This is a genomic window from candidate division WOR-3 bacterium (assembly GCA_039803545.1).
Lineage (GTDB): Bacteria > Hydrothermota > Hydrothermia > UBA1063 > UBA1063 > UBA1063.
In genome coordinates, this window is record JBDRYS010000001.1 from 151117 (window position 1) to 170948 (window position 19832).

The 19832-nt window shown below is 40.9% G+C and carries 17 protein-coding genes; 4 read left to right on the forward strand and 13 right to left on the reverse strand.

Annotated elements, in window-relative coordinates:
* Genes ABIM45_00725 through ABIM45_00735 form a run of 3 tightly spaced genes read right to left on the reverse strand, consistent with a single transcriptional unit; the run spans position 1 to position 2838 of the window.
* Positions 1-618 carry a hypothetical protein gene (locus ABIM45_00725; protein ID MEO0238438.1) on the reverse strand — a complete coding sequence of 206 codons (618 nt, stop codon included), beginning with the start codon at positions 616-618 and terminating at the stop codon, positions 1-3.
* The gene (locus ABIM45_00730; protein MEO0238439.1) at positions 605-1621 is read right to left on the reverse strand and encodes a hypothetical protein; all 1017 of its coding nucleotides are present in this window, start codon (positions 1619-1621) and stop codon (positions 605-607) included. The genes ABIM45_00725 and ABIM45_00730 overlap by 14 nt, the downstream gene beginning before the upstream one ends.
* Entirely contained in the window at positions 1621-2838 is a 1218-nt protein-coding gene (locus ABIM45_00735) for an extracellular solute-binding protein (GenBank protein MEO0238440.1), read from the reverse strand. Before ABIM45_00735 ends, ABIM45_00730 begins: the two co-directional genes overlap by 1 nt.
* A gap of 117 nt (positions 2839-2955) precedes the next feature.
* Between ABIM45_00735 and ABIM45_00740 the strand changes: the two genes are divergently transcribed.
* A complete protein-coding gene (locus ABIM45_00740; protein ID MEO0238441.1) occupies positions 2956-3639 on the forward strand; it encodes an SIMPL domain-containing protein in 684 nt (227 codons plus the stop codon).
* A 68-nt stretch (positions 3640-3707) separates the two neighbouring features.
* On the opposite strand, the gene ABIM45_00745 is transcribed toward ABIM45_00740, so the two are convergent.
* Together ABIM45_00745 and ABIM45_00750 are read right to left on the reverse strand one after the other, a co-directional pair.
* Positions 3708-4622: a D-2-hydroxyacid dehydrogenase gene (locus ABIM45_00745; protein MEO0238442.1), complete on the reverse strand. Its 915-nt coding sequence runs from the start codon at positions 4620-4622 to the stop codon at positions 3708-3710.
* A gap of 10 nt (positions 4623-4632) precedes the next feature.
* On the reverse strand, positions 4633-5706 hold the full coding sequence (locus tag ABIM45_00750) for an alanine--glyoxylate aminotransferase family protein (GenBank protein ID MEO0238443.1): 1074 nt from the start codon (positions 5704-5706) through the stop codon (positions 4633-4635).
* Positions 5707-5844: 138 nt separating this feature from the next.
* On the opposite strand from ABIM45_00750, the gene ABIM45_00755 reads away from it, so the two are divergent.
* Positions 5845-7044, forward strand: coding sequence for a hypothetical protein (locus tag ABIM45_00755; GenBank protein MEO0238444.1), 1200 nt, complete (start codon positions 5845-5847; stop codon positions 7042-7044).
* Here the strand turns inward: ABIM45_00755 and ABIM45_00760 are convergent.
* The 4 genes from ABIM45_00760 to ABIM45_00775 form a co-directional block, all read right to left on the reverse strand.
* Positions 7036-9057: a putative LPS assembly protein LptD gene (locus tag ABIM45_00760; GenBank protein ID MEO0238445.1), complete on the reverse strand. Its 2022-nt coding sequence runs from the start codon at positions 9055-9057 to the stop codon at positions 7036-7038. The two genes, ABIM45_00755 and ABIM45_00760, sit on opposite strands and share 9 nt — an antisense overlap.
* On the reverse strand, positions 9054-10436 hold the full coding sequence (locus ABIM45_00765; GenBank protein ID MEO0238446.1) for a phosphomannomutase/phosphoglucomutase: 1383 nt from the start codon (positions 10434-10436) through the stop codon (positions 9054-9056). Before ABIM45_00765 ends, ABIM45_00760 begins: the two co-directional genes overlap by 4 nt.
* A 73-nt stretch (positions 10437-10509) precedes the next feature.
* Positions 10510-11286 (reverse strand): DUF1295 domain-containing protein, encoded by a 777-nt coding sequence (locus ABIM45_00770; GenBank protein ID MEO0238447.1) that lies wholly within the window; start codon positions 11284-11286, stop codon positions 10510-10512.
* A complete protein-coding gene (locus tag ABIM45_00775; protein MEO0238448.1) occupies positions 11246-12214 on the reverse strand; it encodes an NAD-dependent epimerase/dehydratase family protein in 969 nt (322 codons plus the stop codon). Before ABIM45_00775 ends, ABIM45_00770 begins: the two co-directional genes overlap by 41 nt.
* Positions 12215-12359: 145 nt before the next feature.
* On the opposite strand from ABIM45_00775, the gene ABIM45_00780 reads away from it, so the two are divergent.
* The gene (locus ABIM45_00780) at positions 12360-12764 is read left to right on the forward strand and encodes a hemerythrin family protein (GenBank protein ID MEO0238449.1); all 405 of its coding nucleotides are present in this window, start codon (positions 12360-12362) and stop codon (positions 12762-12764) included.
* Between the two features lie 73 nt (positions 12765-12837).
* Here the strand turns inward: ABIM45_00780 and ABIM45_00785 are convergent, their stop codons facing one another.
* From ABIM45_00785 to ABIM45_00800, 4 genes are all read right to left on the reverse strand, one after another.
* The gene (locus ABIM45_00785; GenBank protein ID MEO0238450.1) at positions 12838-13755 is read right to left on the reverse strand and encodes a hypothetical protein; all 918 of its coding nucleotides are present in this window, start codon (positions 13753-13755) and stop codon (positions 12838-12840) included.
* Between the two features lie 43 nt (positions 13756-13798).
* Positions 13799-14806 (reverse strand): RluA family pseudouridine synthase, encoded by a 1008-nt coding sequence (locus tag ABIM45_00790; protein MEO0238451.1) that lies wholly within the window; start codon positions 14804-14806, stop codon positions 13799-13801.
* Positions 14807-14898: 92 nt separating this feature from the next.
* The gene (gene murA, locus ABIM45_00795) at positions 14899-16155 is read right to left on the reverse strand and encodes a UDP-N-acetylglucosamine 1-carboxyvinyltransferase (GenBank protein ID MEO0238452.1); all 1257 of its coding nucleotides are present in this window, start codon (positions 16153-16155) and stop codon (positions 14899-14901) included.
* Positions 16156-16176: 21 nt separating this feature from the next.
* Entirely contained in the window at positions 16177-17166 is a 990-nt protein-coding gene (locus tag ABIM45_00800) for a GTPase (GenBank protein ID MEO0238453.1), read from the reverse strand.
* A 148-nt stretch (positions 17167-17314) separates the two neighbouring features.
* Here ABIM45_00800 and ABIM45_00805 point away from each other — a divergent pair, with 148 nt between their 5' ends.
* Complete coding sequence (locus ABIM45_00805; GenBank protein MEO0238454.1) at positions 17315-19645, forward strand: hypothetical protein; 2331 nt, start codon at positions 17315-17317, stop codon at positions 19643-19645.
* Positions 19646-19832 lie beyond the last annotated feature (187 nt).

Here is a 19832-nt window from a genome sequence, read left to right on the forward strand (position 1 = left end):
TTACTGTAAGGGTACAAATATGCAATATCCCTTTTCTTTATAAAGGGAGAACACGTCAAAATTCCACTTTATTACAAAATAGGGGAGCGTGGAGAGAATGGCGTCTATAAAGTGTGAATTTTTGAGTTTTGATAGTCCTGTAAAGCCAAAATCAAAAAGGAGTTTTTTCCAGTTTTTGAGAAAATCCGTTTTCTTCTTTACTCCAAAGACGAGCATAGCATTTCCAAAGGCATAAACTTCGTAAAAACTGTTTTCGCTAAAGGATCCGCAATATGTGAAACCCTTACTTTCAAGAAATCTTCGCAATTCTAACCCGAGAAAGGAGGAGTAAAACTTTTCCATTATTTTTTCATTAAAAGGCAGGATAGGGAGTCCCTTTTTCAGAAATTCCCTGTCACAGGCCCTTACCTTTTGTTCCTTTTCGAAATTAAGGGGTGCGTCCACGAAAATCAATTTAATACCCGATGGGATTTCCTCTATGAGTTCTTCCAGTTCGCTGAGTTCAGTAAAGGAAAAGACTTTTTCCACAAATAAACCATCATTGACTATCACTCCATAAGAACTGTTACCTTTTTTCCAGGCAAGGTCTAAGCCGATGATAGCTTTATCTGTAAACAAGTACTGCCTTTTTCTCCCTTACACTCTCACCAGCTTTTACAACTATGATGTAGGTGCCCTGATTTACAAAATTACCGGTGAGGTCTTTTAAGTCCCAGGTAAAGGTGTATTCCTCATCGGGGTTTGCATTAAAACTGGCAAAGCGTTTTTTAAGCGAGCCTTTTTCATCATAGATGGCGATGTCCAGGTTTGAGTAGTCTGTTACAGATACCGTAATGTTAATGGTCTCTCCAATCCTTGCGGCTCTCTGGGACAAAGCAAATTTTGTTAATTTTAGTGTTTTTTCCTCGGTATAAACTGTCTCAGCCACATCTTTCGGATAAACACCTTCATCAGGCATACTGTCATTGTTGGCGTCCAATAAAATTCGGGTTATTTTTCTAACCGAGGAGGCCTGGTACGGCCTTATCCAGGGATTATCAGGTGCAGATTCTATCCCACCCTCGTGGTCTGAGCCTGCAATAAGGGCAACTGCCTTTATCGTCGCGCCCTTAGGGAAACCCTCCGGGTAAAGCTGGTTGAAGGGTATTGCTACTTCAATCCCGCCTGAATCTCCTGGGGTCGCGCGGTTCTGAATCATAACACCAGGAAAAGGCCTTGTTTTTATCGTATTGTTAACCACTTCGCCGGTAATCTCTCGAACACCGCCTGTTCCAAGGTCCGCGTTCCACAATGCTATGAGGATATCCGCATTCATGCCAAAGAATTGAAAGTTTCTTGGATACCAGTCGAGGTTGTTGATATCGTGTACGCCCTTTCCCGTTCCGCGGTCCAATACCACGAGAAGGGCTTTGTTCTGCAACTTATAACTTGCTCCAATGTAAAGGTAATTTGCATCCCAGGTTAAGTAGATGCCGAAAATTTCGTTACCGGTTACCGCACAATCCGTTGGCGAATCGGGTATTACCAGTTCTTCCTGCGTCCAGTCCGAAAGGTTTCCATCAATCTGAATGGTTCTGTAAGTTTGGGAGAAAAGGAGAAGGGTTAAAAGGAAATTAACCATTACAATTCCTCCTTGAGAATTTTTTCATTGACCCTCTTTGTAGCATCTTTTAATGCATCTTCCGGTGATTTCTGACCAGAGAGGGCTGCTTCCATCTCTGCGTTGAAGGTGAGTTCAATGTCAGTGTAATTGGGAAGAGGAGGACGAGGTGTTGCGTACTTCATCTGTTCGATGAATACCTTTAAGTATGGATGCTTTATAGTGTCTACCATAGGCATTGCATCATACCTTAAGGGAATTTGCCCAAGTTCGTTTGCCCAGAAGGCTTGAATTTCGGGGGAAAGTAGAAATTTGATAAACTTAAGAGCCAGTGGCTTAGTTTCCTTGTGGAATATAACAAGGTTTGTCCCACCTACGGTAGTAGCGGTTCCTGCTGGACCTTCCGGTATAAGTGCTACTCCAAAGTCAATTCCCGTCTCTTGCAAGGATTTGATGGACCATGGTCCGTTGAAAATCATCGCGTATTTTCCGTTTCTAAAGCCGGCGTCGGGATTTATAGCCCCTGCCTGCCAAGCACCACCTTCAATCTTATATTTTCTGTAAAGGTCCACTTTAAAGGTGAAGGCTTTAATTCCTTCCGGTGAGTCGAGAAGACAGGTTTTTCCATCATCACTCATAAATTTAGCACCAAAGGAGAAGAAGAAGGGGAAAGTCCACCAGAGGGAATTGTGCATTCCAAAGGCATAATTTTTTCCATCGGTTATTTTCTTGCCAATCTCCACAAACTCATCCCAGGTTTTGGGTGGGTTTTTGATACCTTTTGCCTTGAAGATCTTTTTGTTATAGAAAAGTGCAATACATGTGGTCTGGTCGGGGACTCCGTAGAATTTTCCCTTGTAGAAGTTGGAGTAAAGTGCCGCTTTTACGAGTTTATCTTTAATGTCGGCAATTTCCTCCTCTTCGATGGGCAGTATGGCGTTTTTGTCTGCAAGCTTTGCCACAAAGGCGTAGTCAACCCTGGCAATGTCTGGTGTAGATTTCGAAGCAAGTGCTGTAAGGACTTTTTGCTCCATTCCATCGAAGGGAATCCTTTGAATTTCTATTTCGATGCCGGGATTCTGGGCTTTGAATTTTTCAACGATCTGGGTGAAAACCGCATGTTCTTCGTCATTATAGCTTTCCCAGATCAATAATTTGTTTGCAGGGCGTGCTTGTTTCCTGGCACAACCTGAAAGCATCAGCCCCAAAGAAAGGAATATAAGCAAAAACCTTCTCATATTTACCTCCCTTTAAAATTATAATGAGCAGGAATTAAAATTCAAAGTTTGCAACGGTGAAGTTTAAGTTTTGTTGATGCTGGTTTGAGGCGTTATACTTATTGTAAGGAGGTAAAAATGAAGAATTTTTTAGGTGTTTTTGTTCTTTTGATGTTTTTTGGAGCTGTGTTTGCACAGTCTCAGGACACAACCCGTACCATCACTGTCAATGGCGTAGCAGAAGTTGAAGTAATCCCCGATATTTGTACAATTTCTCTGGGTGTTTTTGTTGAAGATCCGGATCCCGCCAGGGCGATGAGTGGGCTTTCGGATAAAATGAGTTCTATCCTAAGAACCCTTGCTCAGTTGGGAATTAAAAAAGAAAAGATGAGGACTGCCAATTTGCAGCTTGAACCTATTTATGAATTTCAGAACAAAAAACAGGTTCTAAAGGGTTTCAGGGCCAGCGAAGATCTTGTAGTGAGTTCTCCAGTGAAGGACGCAGGAAAGGTCCTTGCGGCGGCTGTTAAGGCGGGGGTCAACAGGATTGGTGGGATTTTATTTGATTATTCAGGGAAGGATTCGTTGCAACTTACCGCAATTGAACTTGCAATGAAAGATGCAAGAGTCAAAGCAGAGAGAGCTCTTGCAGGAAGCGGATATAATATAAAGGGTATTAAAACCATAAATATCCAGTCGAGTATACCCTCTGTTCCTTTATACAGAGCCGAGGCCTTTGCAAAATCTTTAAATGAAGTTCCTATTGAACAGGGGACAATGAAGATCAGTGTGAGTGTTTTTGTTGTGTTTAATTTCGAGTGAGGTCTATTTTTAAATAAAAAAGGCGCCCCGAAGGGGCGCCATCCCTGGGTGTGTATATCACCTGTTTTCTATAGTTTCCCTTCGAGAAAATCCTTTACTTTCTGAACAAGAGCCATACCTACGCGGGCCTGTCCTTCAAAAGTGCTGGCTCCAATATGAGGTGTACAAATTACATTCGGATGCTGGATCAACTCATTTTGAAGAGGGTTTTCTGGTGGTTCGACTTCAAAGACATCAAGGGCAGCACCTCTAACTTTCCCGGATTTTAGAGCCTCTAATAGGGCTTTTTCGTCCACGACCCCGCCTCTTGCAACGTTTATAATGAATACGCCGTCTTTCATTTTGTCAAAGGATTCCTTATTGACAAAGTATTTGGTCTCTGGAGTCAGAGGAAGGTGTATGGAGATGAAATCAGATTGGGCATAAAGTTCGTCAAGGGTAACCCTTTTTGCATATTCATCTTGAAATTCATGTCTTCTGTAGGCGATAACATTCATACCGAGGGCTTTTGCCCTTTTAGCCAGTTCTTGTCCTATTCTCCCATAGCCCAAAATTCCAAGGGTCTTGCCTCCCAGTTCCCAACCTTCAAGTTCCTTCTTTTCCCAGAGGCCGTTTTTGATTCCTACGGTTCCACGGACAATGTGTCTTGCGAGGGCGAACATTAATCCGAGGGCAAGCTCCGCCACAGACGCAGAAGCTGCTTCCGGAGTATTATCAACTTTGATTCCCTTCGCCTTTGCACCTTCCACATCTATGTTATCGAGACCGACACCGCCCCTCAGAATCAGCTTGCAGTTTTTCAGGGCTTCAAGGACTGGACCCTTTACCTTGGTGGCACTTCTGACGATTACGATGTCGGCGTAACCGAGATGAGCAGGGAGTTCTTCCTTAGGAAGGGAACTTAAATCGGCAACTTCGACGCCAAGTTTCTTCAGTTCTTCAATGGCACTTTTTTCCATTTTGTCGCAAATCGCGACCTTCATCTTTCACCCCCTATTTGAGTCCCCAGATCTCATCAATGGCTGCAAGGAGTCCCTTCGTTTCTTCGGGTGTTAGGTCGCCCATATGGCCGATTCTGAAGGTAACGTCCTTAAGCTTACCATAACCATTGGCTATTCTATATCCTTTTGCCTCGAGCTGCTTGTTGAGGTCTGATATGGAATATCCCTTAGGATTGTTAACAACAGATACTGTTTGAGACCAATATCCTTCTTCTGGGAACATACCAAATCCTCTTTCAATTGCCCATTCTTGAGCAAGTTTTGCCATTTCCTTATGTCTGTTAATTCTGTTTTCCACACCTTCCTTCAGTATTCGGTCAAGCTGGAAGTCGAGGGCATAAAGCAGTGAGACCGCAGGAGTTGGTGGGGTTTCCCTCGATTCCTCGTACTTCTTAACGTAGGCAACAAAATCAAAATAGTGTCCTCTGCCTTTTACGGTCTTTGCTCTTTCCAGGGCCTTTTCACTTATTACAGTAACCGTTAAGCCTGGTGGTAAGGCAAAGCATTTTTGAACACTTGCGAAGACTACGTCAATACCCCATTCGTCTATGTTAAGCGGTGCTCCCATCATTGCACTCACAGCATCGACGGCAAAAATAACGTCAGGGTATTTTTTCATAACTTCAGCAATTTCAGGAAGAGGATTCATAACACCTGTGGATGTTTCGTTATAGGTGAGGAGGAAGGTATCGTATTTACCTGTTTTCAGCATTTCGTCTACCATTTCCGGTTTTATTGCCTTTCCCCAATCGACGGTTATGGCGTCCGCTTCTTTTCCGCATTCTCCAACGATCTTGTACCACCTTTCGGAAAAGGCACCGCATACGTTAGCCAAGGCCCTCTCTTTTACGCAATTTCTTACGGTTCCCTCCATAACACCTGTGGCTGAGGAGGTGAAGACGATCACATGATTTTTTGTGTTCAGAGCTTTTTTAAGTTTTTCGATGATTCCCTCATACAGGGTCTGGAATTCCTTACCCCTGTGGGAAATCATTGGTCTAACTTGTGCCTTAAGCACTTCTTCCCTGACCTCTGTGGGGCCGGGGTTGAAAAGGAGTCTTCCCATAAATTCCCCCTTTTTTGGTTTAGTTTTAATTATGATAAAGCTTTAGCTTTAAATAGTCAAGTGATCATTTGCACAAGTAAAGCTCTGGCTTTTATTAAAATAAAGGTTTACAATTAAACCTAAGCATCGGAGGTAAAGTTGTTTAAGAGCGGCATTGGACTTTTCAAGGGGAATGAAGGAAGAGAGAAGGCCCTTCCGAAAACTTACCTGGCCTTCTTTCTAATTGTGATGTTATATTTACTCACATATATGGCGCCATCTCTTATTATGAAATTTGGGTTAGCCATTACGGGGCTTGTAGTGTCTTGGTTTGTATCGATTTCAGAGGACAATTACTCCTTCCTTTTCTCTTACTTCTCGGTATTGCCTATTCTAATTTTCAGGGCAATTTTCCCGGTGCCCGGTTTGCTCATTCTTTCGGGAATCGCTGTCGCCTTAGCTTTCTGGATTTCTTCAAGTCCTCGTTACCTTTCTTTAGTGGTGGACTATAGAATTCCGGAAGAGGCTACGCCTGCGGAGGCCTCTTTTCTCCTTTCTAAGGATATTGGTCCGCAGGAGCTAATTTCTACCCTTTACAGTTTATCTTTGAGAGGGTACCTTGATGTCCTGGAGGAAGGTGGTAGGTTAATGTTTCACAGAAAGAGGGAGTACGAAGACGATACTACTTTGCTCTCCTACGAAAAATTTTTACTGGATAAGGTCTTCTTCGTTCCAAATATTGAAATAATGGAAAAAACAGGGGTGATTTTCAGTCCCGGAAGTTTCCCCGAAAAGATTGACAGCGAACTTGTACTCCAGAATCTTCCAAACTGGGTAGACAATTTTAGAAATAGACTTCTTGAAAGTCTCAGGTACGAAAAACCTATTATTAAGAAGTATGCTTTTGAAACAAAACCAGCTTTTTTACTTACCGCTTTCACGTATTTTGTGCTGGGACTAATTGAAATAAAGAATCTCGAAGCTGAATTAATGGTTGAAGGGTTGCAAAAGTTTGTTATGGAGGTAGAACCCTTCATTGTGGGGCTTTCCTTTTTATGGCTTTCCTTTTCTCACTCTCTTCCACTGACCCCTTTGGGTAGGGAGGTGTATTCTAAGGTGCTTGGTTTTAGAGAGTTTATGAGGAGGGTTGAAAGGCCTCGGCTTTTATGGCTTGTAAAGGAGAAGAAACTGGAAATTTTTAATCTTCTAAACTATCTTTATGCTCTGAATCTTCTCAATCCTTTAAACTGGGTTCTGGAAATGCTCAAGGAACGAGAGGCGAGTGAAGAGGCATTGCTTTTTACGAAGCTCTTGAAAGAGGTTCAGGTAAATTGGTACAAGGGGAAAGAGCTAAGGTAGGAATAGGTCGAAGATAGATTTTTCGATTTTAACATCGGGTAATTTCTTAATGTAGATTCTAAAATTGTAATCCCACCTGTCTCCAAAACCATTATAGGTGAAATTGGCTTCCCAGCAATGCAGGTCCTTAGTGATGGAAAAACTTCTTGAAACCACCTCTTTTTTATTGAAGTCGTAACTTCCTGAGAAGTTTACCCTGAAACTTTTACCGAAGTCGAAGTTTCCACTCGCATAGACCATCTGACTTACAAAAAATCCTTTAGTTAATATGTAATTTAAATTGAGGCTTATTCTATTGCGTGTGTTAAACTCTGCTACATTGAAGCTTGGAAGGGGTAAGGTTGTTCGCAGGGCTAAGTTGATCGATGGATTCTTAAATTCTTTGGTATCCCTCACGTAAGTAGTTGTTACCCTTACACTGAAAGGTAGGAGGGTTAGGGTGTTTATGCTGATAAACCAGCTATTGAAGGGGGTTGAGGTGGTTTTTGGCAAAATTATGGTGGAACTTGAGAGGTTTAAATTTATGATGTCGATTTTCCTCTTTTCCATCTGGGCCCCAAAACTGTTATTGAGGACAATGCTCAGGGAAGCCTGTTCCTTTGATGAATATTGTAAGAAGTAAAAATTTGTTGTAGGATTTGTTATTTTTGGCTGATAGGAAAAGGAAAGGGAGGGTTGCAGAGTGTGGGTGAAGAATTTTATTTTACTTACTCCAAAAAGGGTTTTACCGTAAAGTACTGTTCCAAAATTTGCAGACCCCGATATCCCTTTGATAAGCGGATTTCTGGCACCGGAGGTATCATAGTCTGCAACACCTGCAAAGCCGTTTGTCGAGAGAGAGAACCGCAGGTATTTAAATAGCCTGAAATTGTAACTTGCAGAGCCGTTAAATTTAGCTCCCCACCTCAATGTATCCAGGGTATCAACTTTTGAATACTCTCGTAAAAAAGATAACCCTCCTGTGAAACTGAAGTTACCCAGTTTTAGGGGTGGCACCCCAATTTGTATTGAAGGGATACGAGTTGTTCTAAGGTTAGTTGAGAGGTTTAATCTATCATCTATGTTTCCGGAAAAGGCTATTCTTCCAAAGTTTTTTGAGAGGGAGAGATAACTGGTAAGTTCTCTTTTAAGCCAATTTTCTTTGACATCCGCGTAGTCGTTTAATACTTCATTGTCTGACAGATACTCGCCCCTTCCAGTAATCTTGAATCCCCTAAAGGGGCCAAGGGAGGTGTTTCCGTTCAGTGTCCACCTTCTCCTCCATGGGTTCCATTCCTGGGCAAGAGAGTAATTTAAATTGACAATTCCAAATTTGTACCTATTAAAGGCGAAATCAACGTTGCCTCTAACTCCCCTTTTTTCGTAAAGGTCAAGGGAGAAGGTAAGGTCAGAATAATTGTTTATCACTAAGTAGTAAGATAGATTTTTTAAATACTTACCATCGGTGGAATTTGTACCAAATCGGGGAACTAAGAAACCTGATTTGCGTTCCTTCGAAAGGGGGAAGATCCAAAAGGGTAACATAAATATAGGAACGTCATGCACCTCGAGGATAACAGGTTTTACTATGGCCATATCTCTCAATATAACCTTGCTTTCGCTGGATTTGAAGTAATAGTGCGGAGTATCCGCTTCACAAGTAGTAAAGGTGCCATTTTTTACGTAGACGGTATCTGTTGAATCTTTTGCAATCTCAATTCCTTGATAGATTCCCTTTTCCTGTCTCATTTTACCCGAGAAAGCAAAGCCGTTCTTAGTTTTGGTATCATAGTAAATGCTGTCACCAATTAGGGTATCCTTTCCGAATACCAGGATTGCTTCTTTTCCAAAGGCCTTCAGGTTATCTTCATTTTTGAAAAATATAAGACTGTCGGCAAATAGTTCGACATTTTCTTTTTTAATTTTTACGGAATCTCGTAGAATGAAAATGGAACTGTCTGCAAAATACAGCAATTCCTTACATTCAAAGTAGAGTGGAGCAGAAGCAAAAATTAAAAAAGTTAATAAATTCAATGCACGTCCGTGTTAAGGTCTACTTCTTTAAATTTAGATAGTGCTCCGAAAATTAACTGTTTTATCTCTTCAAGCCTCTGCGGAGTTCTCCCTTCACACCTTACAACCAGTACTGGTTGGGTATTTGAGGCCCTTATGAGACCAAATCCGTCTTCGAATTCTACTCTTACACCATCGATGTCGATCACTTTGTATTGTTTCTTAAATTCCTCCACCAGTTTAGAAACCACTTCAAATTTTTTGTCATCGGGGCAACCTACTCTGATTTCCGGAGTAGAGTAATAGTAAGGAATTTCATCAGCGAGGGCAGAAAGGCTTTTACGTTCTTCTTCTAAGATTTCAAGAAGCCTCAAAGAGGCATAAATTGCATCGTCATAACCGTAAAATCTATCATTAAAGAAGATGTGGCCAGACATTTCACCGGCAAGGGGTGCATTTACTTCTCTTAGTTTGGCCTTGAGAAGGGCATGCCCGGTTTTCCACATTAAGGGTTTTCCACCGAGTTTCTCAATGTATTCAGTAAGCCCCTTAGAGCATTTTACATCGTGAATAATGGTGGCACCTTTATAATTCCTCAGTACCTGCTTAGAAAAAATCCCAAGAAGCCTATCTCCAAAAAGTAAAACCCCTTTTTCGGTGATTGCCCCAATTCGATCGGCATCGCCATCGTAACCAATACCCAGGTCAAATTTTTCTTTTACTACCTTTGTTTGCAGGTCTTTCATATATTTTTCTACTGTGGGGTCTGCTAAGTGATTGGGGAAGGTTCCATCGACTTCCATGTAAATTCCTTCGAAGGGGATATTTAGACTCTTAAATATTTCGGAGACAATCGGTCCAGCGGTGCCATTTCCTGGGTCGATGGCCACTTTGTATTTCCCTTCTATTTTTACACTGTGGATCATTTCGTAAACGTATTGGTCGATTACATCTAACTTTTGAACTTTACCCCTCTCGAGCGTGTTGTAAAATTTTTCTTTTTTAATCATTTCCTTGAGTTTTTGAATATCATCACCGTAGAAGGTTTCTCTTCCTAAGGAAAGTTTGAATCCGTTGTACTCCCGTGGGTTATGGCTGGCAGTGACCTGGATTCCACCGTGAACCTCATATTTAAAGAGTGAATAGTATTGTAAAGGTGTTGGAACAAGTCCGAGGTCATAAATGGTGACTCCCGTTTTTGTAAAACCTTCCATTAAGGCTTCTTTAAGCGGTATGGAACTTGGTCGTGCGTCCATTCCCACAGTAACCTTTGATCCACCCTTTTCTTTGATAACAGTGCCAAAGGCCCTACCAATGAGATAGGCAACCTCTTCGTCCAATTCCTTGCCATAAATACCCCTAATGTCGTACATTCTGAAGATTTCGTCTACGATCTTCATTGTCCACCTTCCTTTTCTTTTAGAATAAAGGATTTTTTAAGTACTATCAAAGAAAATCAGTTTACAGATGTTTCTAAAGGATGTAAGGAATGAGTGCCTTTCTATTTTCAGGATATGTGGGAAAATTCTCTTTGTACCATTTGTGGTTTGCTAATGCCCTTGGTGCAAGGTTTGCAAAGGTCCATAATGCAAAGGATAGTCCCGCCAAACTCCAGGTAGCGATTGCCCACCCAGTCCATTCTAAAATTTCTCCGAGGTAGTTGGGAGAGGATACGAAATTAAAAATCCCCCCTTCAGGAATTTTATACCCATTTTCGCCGTTTCTTCTAAGGTTTATCAACTTTGAGTCAGAGGTGTAGTGAAGAAGGAAACCCGTTATAAATAAGATCACGCCGATGATAAAGCGGGGATCTCCCACCCAGATTGGGCTGTATTTTTTGATATGGGTAATGGAAATCATATTGATGAGGCTATTTACAGTATTAAAGAAAAATCCCATTGCGACGATAGAAAGCGGGATATCCTTTTTTGAGTGCAATTTAAAGGGAAAAAGAAGAGACCGATAAAAATAGTGCATGATCCATAATGTAGCAAAGATAATCCGGGGATTTCGGCTTAGGTAGGCTCGATATTTAAAGAAATATAAGACGGGTATCAACAAGGAAGGAATTTCCATAAGAATCCAACCAATTTTGTTTGAGAGGAGAGGACCCCAGCCCTTCCTTGCATGCCTCCCGTAAGGTGCTGTGATCTTGAGCAACGAGAGGAAGATAACAATGGAAAAACCAATCCAGCACCACACAAAGATGTTAAAGATATCCGTGTTCCTTAAACCATTTATATGTATCATTTAAAGTCTCCACGATTGGTCTTGGTTTGTAATTTAAATCTTTTTCTGCTTTTTCCCGAGATATTGGACTTTTCCAGCTTAAGGCTTTCAAGGCCTCGGGAGTAAATAAAGGTCGAAATTTGAATATCTTACTTAATGGCAAAAGAATACTTGCCCCAATTTGTGCCCATTTTAATGGGAAAACCACTTTAGGACACCTTACCTTTGATATTTCACACCAGAGTTCAGAGAGTCTTGAAACTTCTAAGTATATTCCTGACAAGATATAAATGCCGTCTCCATTTGTAAGCGCCTTTGACACCGCCTCTGCAACATCCCTGGGATCCACCCAGTCAAAGCCCCCTTCAACTAAGGCAGGAACTCGTTTCTTAGAAAGGGAAATGAGAAACCGGCCCATTAAGGAGGGTTTGTAATCGTAAGGTCCAATGAGGGCTGTAGGACACAAGATAACTGCGTTTAGCCCCTCTGTTATCGCATCCTGTACGAGCTTTATCCCTTCTGCTTTTGAAATGTCATAGATTGAACCTGTACCGTCGACTAAAGGAGAATTTTCATTGACAGGTCTACCTTCATCCCTGAAGGCGTGAATGGATCCAATATATATAAGCCTTTCAACGTTATTCGCTTTCACTGCCTCGATAACATTCTTTGTCCCAACTACATTTGTTTCCCATACCAATTCTTTATCGAAACTTGTTATACTGATATGGGCAGCGGAGTGGATAACAGCAAAAGCACCCTTAAAAGCGTTTAGGAGCTCGTTTTTATTCAGTAAATCTGCTTTTACGACTTCGCAGGGAAGATTTGCGACGCCTCTTGTATCACTTTTAACTACAGCTCTTACTCTATATCCCTTTTCAAGAAGGTTACGCACAATATTTGCGCCAAGGTGTCCTGATGCACCAGTAACAACCGCTAATTTACTAATAAAACGCCTCCTCCTTTTTAAAAATTTTAAAGGATATTTGCAATCTAAGCAAAGGCTCTAACCCTGAGCGTGATGGACTTGACTTTCCGACCTAAAGATGCAACAATTATTTCAAAAATGAATTTGTTTTAAAAGGAGGTTTTTTATGAAGATTGAATTTACAGATGAACCCTTAACTCACGTGCCAGAAAGGGATAATCAGCATAGAAGGTTGGTAGAATTGGTCAACAAAATATCTGAGCTCTTGAAGGCTGGCGATACCAAGAGCGCAATGGAAGTTCTCGCAAAAGAATTGAAGGATTATGTGGATACCCATTTTGAGGCAGAAGAGAAATTTATGGAAAGTATAGGGTTTCCAAAGTTAGAGTCCCATAAAAAAATACACGAAGCCTTTAGGAAGCAAGTTTATGAGTATGTGGAATCGTTGAAAGAGGGCGACATTGATGCCTTTAATGAAGCCCTCTCCGTCACATGGTCCTGGTTATTCAACCATATTGGCACCGTCGATAAAGATTATGGGATATTTGCTAAGGAAAAAGGGCTAATATAATCTCGTAGCTTTTTTGTTAAATAAAAATGGGGGCCATATTAAGGCCCCCATTTTTTAAAAGTTTTTTGTTTGCCTACTTTGCCCTAACTCTTATCAAAACGCCGTGGTGGACGTATGGGTAGTTGTCAGGTCTAAAGGACGGTGCTGAAATTATGCTCAGGGCAAAACCGCCTCTGGTGACATCAGTAGGCACTTCCACTATCGTGTAGAAATGAGAAGGATTTTGAGGATCTCTCATCATTCTCATCCTTCTTGGAGCGCCCCAGGTGAGAGTTTTGTAGAAAAAGGCGTGGTTAGTGGAGTCGTTTGCGTATAAGTCGAACCTTATTTCTGTTCCACATTTAACGGTTGGAATATCTTCGATGTTCATTAGCTCTGAATAGTTTGTAAATACTTTAGTTATCGTGTTGTTTAATGTGTCAACGAAAGTAATCTTAATGGAATCGATGTGGTTTTGTTCTACGGGAACATAGGTACTACCGATAAGGACTGAGTCGGGAACATCTTTGGAAGTCACTTCACCAAGAGAGACTTTCTTTAGAAGCCATCCACGATGGGGGTCGTTCATATCACCTTCCCTCACAAATAAAGCTTTTCTTACAGCAAGGTCGTGAAAGTTTTTGCTACGAGTTAAAACTGTATCACTATCCGGATCGTAATAGACTACGTTAAAAAGCCCATATATGTGATGGTTTATTGTTGCCCACGCTGTATCGCCTTCGATGACGATGTCTCTATTGCTGCTGACGGAGAGGATTTTCCTCCACCAGCCTACAACCAAGGCCGGGGCTTTTGTACTGGAAACGTTAAAGGTATCAGGTGTTAAGGAAGCATCCTCGTATTCTTTTTCGAAACCGAGATCAGTACTGTAGGTGGTGTTTATTAGTTCTTCGATGGCTTCTTCGTCCTTTGCTTCTTCTAATTTTGTACACGAAGAAGCCACAAGAGCTATTAATGTTATGATTGGGATAAGATACTTCAGGTTTTTCATATTCACCTCCTATAATTTTTGACGAAAAAAAACTATCACTTGTTCATTGCTTCTTAATCGATGCTTCTAACTTATCCTTCACGCTTCTCAAGTATTCAAGAAGTTTATGAAAGTCCTCGGGAATGTCAACTTCGAACTCCACGTTCATACCCTTACCGGGATGATAAAAGGAGAGCTTTTTTGCGTGGAGGGCCTGTCTGTCCATTATGTCCAGAACTTTTGCGACAAACTCGTTGAGTTCTGAAGGTACGACACGGAAGATTTTTCTTACGTCCCTTCCCGAATAGACTTCATCACCCACAACAGGATGACCGATGTATTCCATATGAACCCTAATCTGATGGGTTCTTCCTGTTTCTAAAGAAATTTCGAGTAAAGTAGCCAGGTTTCCAAAATTTTCTAAAACTTTGTAGTGAGTTATGGCACTTCTGGAGTTGAAAAAGGTCACAGCCATTCTCGTTCTATCCACTGTGTGCCTTCCAATAGGTGCATCTATGGTTCCTTCAGGTCCAACAATTTTGCCCCAAACAATAGCCCAGTAAATTCTTTTTGCCGTCTTTTCTTCCATTTGCCTTGCCAAACTTCTCAATGCTTTTTCGCTCTTTGCGACGACAAGGAGGCCTGTAGTATCTTTGTCGAGTCTGTGCACTATCCCCGGGCGCGTTTTGTCGTCAATTTTTGGCAATTCCTTATACTTTGCGACAAGGGCATTAACGAGGGTCCCGGTCACATTGCCCCTTGCTGGGTGAACCACCATTCCCTTTGGTTTATTTATAACGATAATATCTTCATCCTCGTAAATTACAGGAATTGGGAGGTCCTCCGCAATCACCGGGAGTTTTTCCTGTACGGTAAATTTTGCAAAAATGTGATCGTTTGCCTTTACCTTATAGCTTGGTTTTTGAGGTTGGTTGTTGACGAGTACCTGTCCTTCTTTTATGAGTTTAATCACCTGAGAGCGGGATAGTCCAATTCCACTCACCACAAGATAAATGTCGAGGCGTGTACCCTCCATCTTATCTGAAACAACCCTCTCGAAAACCTTCTCCATTGTGAGAATTTTAAATTAACACTTGCGTTTAATCTACGAAATTATAAAGATTTGCATGAATAAAAAATTAAACTTCTTGTAAAATTAGAGGGTCAGCTTACTTCTATCTTTGCACCGAGAGAAATCAGCTTTTCTCTGAAATTTTCATACCCCCTCTCCAAGTGCTCGATTCCAAAAACCGTCGTTTCTCCTTCGGCAATAAGGCCTGCAAGAACTAAAGCCGCAGCACCTCTAAGGTCGTTTCCTGTGACTTCAGCGCCTGTGAGCTTATTCACACCTTCGATGAAGGCTGTTGGTTCTACCACTTTTATGTTCGCACCAAGCCTCTGCAATTCAAAGGCGTGGGCAAATCGGTTTGGGTAAATGCCTTCTTTGATTATGCTGGTTCCCTTTGCAACTGTGAGCATACTCATAAACTGAGGTTGCATATCTGTTGGAAATCCAGGGAAAGGTTGAGTTTCAATATGAAGACTTGAAATTTCCTTAGTTCTTTTTTCTACTTCCAAAAAATCTTTGCCTCTGTTTATTAAAGCCCCCGCTTCTTTTAGTTTTAGAATGACGGGCTCTAAATGTTCGGGAATACAGCCTGTCACTTTTACCTTTCCCCCTGTCATAAACCCAGCAACGAGATAGGTTCCTGCCTCAATCCGGTCTGGTATAATTTCATATTCTGGGACAGGTTTTAGCTTTTTAGTCCCTTTTATTTTGATAACATCGGTTCCAGCCCCTTCGATTTTCACTCCTGACTTAGCGAGAAATTCTGCGGTTGCAACCACTTCAGGTTCCTGAGCAGAGTTGAGGATTGTAGTTTCTCCTTCCATCATGGCAGCGGTTGTCATGAGGTGGATTGTGGTTCCAACAGATTTAAAATCCAGCGGGATTTCGCATGGGTTTGGCTTCTTCATCGTTGCTTTTATATACCCCCGTTCAATGGTAAGTTCTGCACCCAGAAGGGATAATCCCTTGATGTGAAAGTCTACAGGTCTTGGACCAAAAGCGCATCCCCCAGGGAAAGAGACCTCAGCCCTTCCAAATTTAACAAGGAGTGGACCGAGAACATAAATAGATGCCCTCATTTTACTTACAATTTCATAAGGAGCGGTGTAACTGTTGATTGTTGTTGGGTCAACTTGAAGTTCGTTGTTACCTTTCCATTCTACCTTTGCCCCCAGAAGTTTTAAAAGCTCAATCATTGTGAAAACATCTTGAACCCTCGGTACATTCTTTAAAAGGACTGGTTGGTCGTGCAACATTATAGCTGACATTATTGGAAGAACGGCGTTTTTTGCTCCTTGAACTTGCACTTCACCTTCAAGGTAAGCAGGTCCGTACACTTTAAAATATTTCATAACGGGATAAAGTTTAAAGCTTTAAATATGAAATTCGACGATGTCCTTATCCTGGAGCTTGTAGTCTCTTTCTACTCTTTGACCTTCAAATTTCGTTGAACCCCAAACCTTAGCATATTTCAACTTTTGTTCAAAATCCTTATGAATTTCCCTTGCCGCATCAAGAACTGTGCTTCCCTTCTTTAAAATTAGCGGGTCTGCGAGGACCGGTGGTTTTCCAGGCTCCTTTGTATAAACCCTTATTATTTCCAGTTCCTTGAAGATCTCTTGTTTCAATTCTTCGGTCCCCGTGCCGTAGAGTGCTGAGAGGGGGAAGGCAATCAATCCAAATTTTCCCTTGAAATGGTTTTCAAGATCTTTTAGATATTGTGCATCCTTAGTAAGATCAAGCTTGTTTAAAATCAATACTGCCCGTTTTGTCACGGGCCCAAAAAGTTCATAATCTCCTGCGCCTGAACCCTTTAGGGTTATGTTTCTTTCTGAAAGTTTTTCTTGAATAAAATTAAAGTCATTAATTGGGTCGCTGTCAAGGCTTAGGACGATTGCAAGAAGATCGGCATTTCTTACAAGCTCAAAAATTTTGTAATCATTATCGTCCTTAATAGGTGGTGTATCTATGAGCTGTATTTTAATGTCTTCGAAGTCCATCATTCCTGCGTGTGGTTGCTGCGTTGTGAAAGGATAATCAGCGGTTTCAAAATTAGTATTACATAAGGTGTTCACAAGGGTGGTTTTTCCAGAATTGGGAAGTCCTAAAAGCAATACTTGACCAGCTCCCTCCTTTTTTATGTACCAATGGGCACCTGACTTTTTCCCTTTTTTCTGGTTTTCCAGTTCTTCCTGGAGTTTTGAGATTTTTGCCCTGATTTCTGCTTGAAGTTTGTCGGTACCTTTATGCTTTGGCATTATTGCGAGCATCTTTTTTAGTGCATGGATCTTCTCCTCAATAGTTTTTGCATTCCTATATTCCTTTTCAGCTTCAAAGTATTGTGGCGGCAAATTCGCAGGCATATTTAAATTATAAGAAAGAAGGGCGCATTTTTCAAGAGTTCAGAATAGTTTCTTTATTAAGTCGTCAAAAGATTCTTAATCAGAGGTTAAGTTAAGTAAAGGGTTGACATTTTTTAATTCATGCCCATAATATAATCGGAGGTGGGTTATGGATTTTAAAAAAATTATAATGGCAGGTGCCCTGATTATAACAAGCTGCAAAAAAGATTTGGGGAACCCACCGGAAATTAAATTGTACTCTATAATCAGTATTCAATCTGGTCTTCTTATTGAGTTTGAAGTTGTTGATGAAGATTTTGAAATGGCCAAATTGTATTTATCTGGAAATTTGTACAAGACCTATTCAGTTCAACACGTCCGGGACACAATATTTGGGGTCATACCTTTTAACTCTTACAATGTAAAAATTGTAGCAAAAGACGAAAAGGGGAATGAGAGGGTAAAGGAATATTTGATAACTTACGGGCCTCCCCCATTAACTTACACAACTGGTTATTATTACTGGTTGAATGAAACTATACGATTTATTTGGTCACCTGTTTTGAATGCAGAGAGCTACGAACTTCAGATTTCGCGCTCCTTTGACGATTGGTCTTCAAATATTGTTGTTGATACATTTGTTATTGATACAGTTTTGGTTATAACTTTAAATAATGTGGGCGGCTATTACTGGCGAGTAAGAGCATCTAAAGGTTCTCTAAGGAGTGAGTGGTCTGTTATTAATTCCCTCCATGTTGAGGATCTTTCCCCTCCCAATTTGATAGACCCCTTAAATGATACCTGCTGGATCAATGAGGTGGTTATATTCTCGTGGTATGAAAAGGCTGGAGCAAATAGGTATGAGTTTGAGCTCGCAACAAATCCCCAATTCAGTAATATTTTAATTGATACAATTGTAAATGATCTTTCCATATCATGGCCTTCAGGCGGTAACTTAGGATGGTATTATTGGAGAGTAAGGGCTGGTAGAGATACTTTCTGGACCCTCTGGTCCGATGCAGGATCCTTTGAGATTATCAGTGTTCCAGCGCCTCCTGTATTGCTTAGCCCGTCTAATAATAGTAGCTTTTGGAACAGTGAAAACATCAGGTTTAGCTGGACGCATGTAAATGGGGCTCAGGGATACGAAATAGAAGTTTTTAAAGAAAGTTTTGGGAGAGTATTTTCTGCTTATACTTCGAGCGAATACTATAATTGGACACCAGGGTACTCCTTTACAGGAGGTTATTACGCCAGAGTTCGAGGAAAAAGAGAAAATATATACACTCTTTGGTCTGACTCCGTCAACTTTAGTTTAGTAAACTCCATACCCCACATCTTGTTCCCTGACAATAATTCTTCCTTTTGGAATTGTGATACATTAGTCTTTCGCTGGAATGTGGTCGAATTAGCTACTTCATACAGATTGCAAGTTTCAAGATATCAGGATTTTCGAGATTATGTTGTTGAACAGGTTATCTCTGATACAATGTTAAAATGGGTTCCATTATCCCAGAATGGGAAATTTTACTGGAGAGTAAGGGCAGAAAAAGATGGCTTTAGTGGTTATTTTTCTGACATAAGGACTCTCTATCTGTGCCCATATACGGTAAGCGCTTATTCTTGGCCCAATGTAGAGTTTTTTGAAGTTAAGGAAAATTCTGTTTTTGTGGTTTCCAATGGTGGAACATCATCAATTCCAAAAGGTAGGTTATCAATTATTAATTTTTCTACTCCTGAGGCCCCATCTGTCTTTGCGGATTTTTTAGAGACTTCTATCTTCCCTACTAAGTATACCTGTCTTTCTGTCTCAGGCAATTACATTTTTGTAGTAGACAGTATTTGGGGGCTAAGAGTCTTTGAAGTTTCTGGCTCCAATCTCCAAAAAATAGCGAGTTGGGATTTTTATCCAAGTTCAACCTTTTACGTTTTTGTGAAGGACAATTTCCTTTATACAATTGATGGTGGAACTACATCCAGAAGATTATCGAAATTTGATATATCGAACCCGGCTAATCCAAGGCTTTTGGGAGGTATTGACATTTCATATGCTTTGAGTATTTTTGCGGATAATAATTATGCATATATAGCGGCAGGGGTTAATGGCGTTGTTATAGTCGACACCAGGAGTATGAACATTCAATCAAGAGTCGTTACACCAAGTGCGGCTCTAAGTTCTTGTAAACTTGGTAATTACTTAATTGTTGCTTTGGGGTCAGGTGGCCTTTGCGTAATCGATGTATCAAATCCGTCGTCGCCCCGGGTCCTTAGCACTTATTCTCGCATCAACGCAAGTTCAGTTAATGTATTTGCTAATGAGGCCATTTGTACAGGATTGAATAATCTTATAACTGTGCTTGATTTAAACAACCCTCTGGCGCCTAAGGAGTTCGGATATTTTCGCCCTTACGGTAAAAATGGTAGGTTGATTAAAGTGTCTGAAAATTACGTTTTCGTATCAACAGAAGGTGAAATTTACGTAATTAAGATGAAATGGTGATTTTGTTCATGTTTTCTCGGCTCAATACCATTACCTTAAAAATAGACACTTTTAATTGGAATTGAGAAATCGTTAAAATTTTTCCTGGAACTTGAAATTGCACCTTTCGTGCAGGAAATCCCTGCAAGATGAATTACTTATCAGATTTTAGGTTAGAACAAAAACAACGGCCATTTATTTTAGGTAG